The following is a 3,023-nucleotide window of genomic DNA, read 5'->3' as shown; positions in this document are numbered from 1 at the left end:
TGCGATCCGGTCCAGCGCGGCCCGGACGAAGGACTCCTCGCCGGAGCCGACCGTGCGCAGCAGGGCGTCGCCGTCGACCGCGAACGCCGAGAGCTACTGTTCGGACATGGGGCCATTGTCCCGGTGCTGTCATGTCGCCTGGCGGGCGGGGGTGTTGGGGACTACCCCGCGGGCGCGGACCAGGGGGCGACGCCGAGCCGGCCGGTGGTGCCGAGGTCGAGGTCGGCCGGGACGGTCAGCCGGGGGCGGCCGGGGAGCGGGGCGATGTCGAGGTAACGACCGTTGTCGGGGGCCTTGTTGCCCGCGGTCACGGTGTTGCGCCAGACCAACTGGAACTCGGCGTACTCGCGGGGCTGCAGGGTCAGCGGCTTCGGGGCCGCGTCGAAGTTCGCCAGGGTGGCGATGCCGGCCGAGCCGTGCTTGACGGTGACGGCGAGCGGGGCGCGTTCGGCGTCCAGGACCCGGACGGCGGGGTGGCCGTTGAGGCTGTAGGGGCGGGTGCCGCAGTTGGTCAGCCGGACCGGCATCACCCGCAGGCCCATCGCGGCCTCGGCCTCGCCGACGGTCAGGGCGACGCCCTCGGGGGAGCAGACGAGCGACGGGGCCGGGGTGGCGGTAGGCGTGGAACCCGGCAGGGGCACCGCCCGGACGGGCCCCGGGGTGGATCCGGTGCTCGCGGCGGGTGCGGGGGTCGGCGTGACCACGAGGGGCGGCGTGACCGCGGAGGTCGGCGTGACCACGAGAGGCGCGTCGCCGATGGTGCGCGCCGGGGTGGGCGCTCCCCCGCCCGCCCCGGTCGCCGGGGTACTGCCGCATCCGGCCGTCGCGAGCACGCCCGCCGCGAGCAGCAGCCCCGCCCGGGCGGAGGCCCGGGAGCGGACGGTGGGCGGGGGTGGGGTCGGCGACGGCGTCGATTCCATAGGGACGATCATGGCACGAACGAATCCGGCGCGTCACAGCCCGATCCGCAGCGGGGCGAGCCGGGTGGCGACCAGATTGGTGGCGCCCCGGTCCCGTTCGATGTGCCCGTGGACCAGCAGTCCGGCCCGGTCGAGGGCGGTACGACGCTGGGACTCCCAGACCGGCCGGCTGCAGATCACATTGATCAGACCGGTCTCGTCCTCCAGGCTGAGGAAGAGCACCCCGCCCGCCGTCGGCGGCCGCTGCCGGTGGGTGACCAGGCCGCCGACCACCACCGCCGTCCCGTCCGGCACCTCCGGGAGCCGCTCCGCCGGGAGTGCGCCGCCGCGGTCCAGGTGGGCGCGCAGATGCTGGAGCGGATGGCTGGTCGCGGACGTCCCGGTGGCCCAGAGGTCGGCGATGGTCTCCTCGATCGGGGTCATCGCGGGCAGGTCCGGCGCCTCGGTGCCGGGCGTCGTGCCCGGGATGAGGTCCGCCGAGACGCCCGCGAACGCGCCCGCCGCCCAGAGCGCCTGCCGCCGTCCGAGCCCGAAGCAGCCGAACGCGCCCGCCGCGGCCAGCGCCTCCAGGCCCGGCGCCGGCAGACCGGTCCGGCGGGCGAAGTCCTCCAGGTCCGTGTACGGGCGCCCGGCCGCGATCGCCTCGGCCTGCGCGGTGCCGATGCCGCGCACGGTGTCCAGGCCGAGCCGGATCGCGGGCTGCGGCAGGCCCGCGGTCAGCGGCGGCGCGGGCGTCGGCCCCCGGTACGGCTCCAGGGTGGGCGCGGGGCCGCTGGCGTTGACGTCCACCCCGCGCACCCGCACGCCGTGCCGCCGGGCGTCCGAGATCAGACTGAGCGGCGAGTAGAAGCCCATCGGCTGGTTGGCCAGCAGGGCGCAGGTGAAGGCCGCCGGATAGTGGTACTTGAGCCAGGCGCTGGCGTACACCAGGTAGGCGAAGCTGATCGCATGGCTCTCCGGGAAGCCGTAGTTGGAGAAGGCCTCGATCTTCACATAGACGTCCTCCGCCACCTCCTGCGGGATGCCGCGCTCGGCCATGCCCTCCAGCAGCCGTTCCCGCAGCCGGGCGACCCGTTCGTGGGAGCGCTTGGCGCCCATCGCCTGGCGCAGCCGGTCCGCCTCGGCGGGGGTGAACCCGGCGCAGTCGATGGCGAGTTGCATCATCTGCTCCTGGAACAGCGGCACCCCGAGGGTCTTGCCGAGCGCGTTCTCCATCAGCGGGTGCGGGCAGCCGGCCGGCTCCACCCCGGCGCGGCGGCGCAGGTAGGGGTGGACGGAGCCGCCCTGGATCGGGCCGGGCCGGATCAGCGCGACCTCCACCACCAGGTCGTAGAAGTGGTCCGGCTTGAGGCGGGGCAGGGTGGCCATCTGGGCCCGCGACTCGACCTGGAACACCCCGACCGTGTCGGCCCGCCGCAGCATCGCGTACACGCCCGCGTCGTCGTCCGGGATGGTCGCCAGGTCGTAGTGCCGGCCGTGGTGGCGGGCGCGGGCGACCAGGTCGCAGGTGTCGTGCAGCGCGGCGAGCATGCCGAGGCCGAGCAGGTCGATCTTGACCAGCCCGGCGCCGGCCACCGACTCCTTGTCCCACTGCAGCACGGACCGCCCCGGCATCCGGGCCCACTCGGTCGGGCAGATCTCGGCGATCGGCTCCCCGGTGAGCACCATGCCGCCCGAGTGGATGCCCAAGTGGCGTGGCAGTCCGTGGAGTTGGCCGGCGAGCGAGAGCACGTCGGCGGGGATGACGGCGTCCTCGCCGGGCGGCGAGCGGAAGTCCGCCTGCCGACTGAACGCGTCGACCTGCCCCTGCGGGTAGCCCAGCACCCGGGCGGCGTCGCGCAGCGCCAGCCGGGGCCGGTAGGTGATCACATTGGCCACCTGGGCGGCATGCTCGCGCCCGTACCGGCGGTAGACGTACTGGATGACCTCCTCGCGGCGGCGGTTCTCGATGTCCAGATCGATGTCCGGCGGCCCGTCCCGGGCGGTGGAGAGAAAACGTTCGAAGAGCAGCTTGTAGTGCACCGGGTCGACGGCGGTGATCCCGAGCGCGAAGCAGACCGCCGAGTTCGCCGCCGAGCCGCGCCCCTGGCACCAGATGTCCTC

General features: G+C 74.6%; 2 protein-coding genes. Both read right to left on the bottom strand.

Features of this window, described 5'->3' with window-relative positions:
* Positions 1 to 161: 161 nt before the first annotated feature.
* Positions 162 to 920, bottom strand: coding sequence for a DUF4232 domain-containing protein (locus tag VR45_RS42655; RefSeq protein ID WP_052709359.1), 759 nt, complete (start codon positions 918 to 920; stop codon positions 162 to 164).
* A 33-nt stretch (positions 921 to 953) separates the two neighbouring features.
* Positions 954 to 3,023, bottom strand: a 2,070-nt coding sequence (locus VR45_RS25295; protein WP_045942139.1) for an error-prone DNA polymerase, incomplete at its 5' end; no start/stop codon positions are given.

This window comes from Streptomyces sp. NRRL S-495 (genome assembly GCF_000966955.1).
Taxonomy (GTDB): Bacteria; Actinomycetota; Actinomycetes; order Streptomycetales; family Streptomycetaceae; genus Kitasatospora; species Kitasatospora purpeofusca.
The sequence above is the reverse complement of the archived record's forward strand: the minus strand, read 5'-3'. Positions and strand labels throughout refer to the sequence as shown.

Bases quoted from the DNA above. Each gene is read 5' to 3' on its own strand.
- VR45_RS42655 (WP_052709359.1), bottom strand. From the start codon at position 920: ATGGAATCGACGCCGTCGCCGACCCCACCCCCGCCCACCGTCCGCTCC.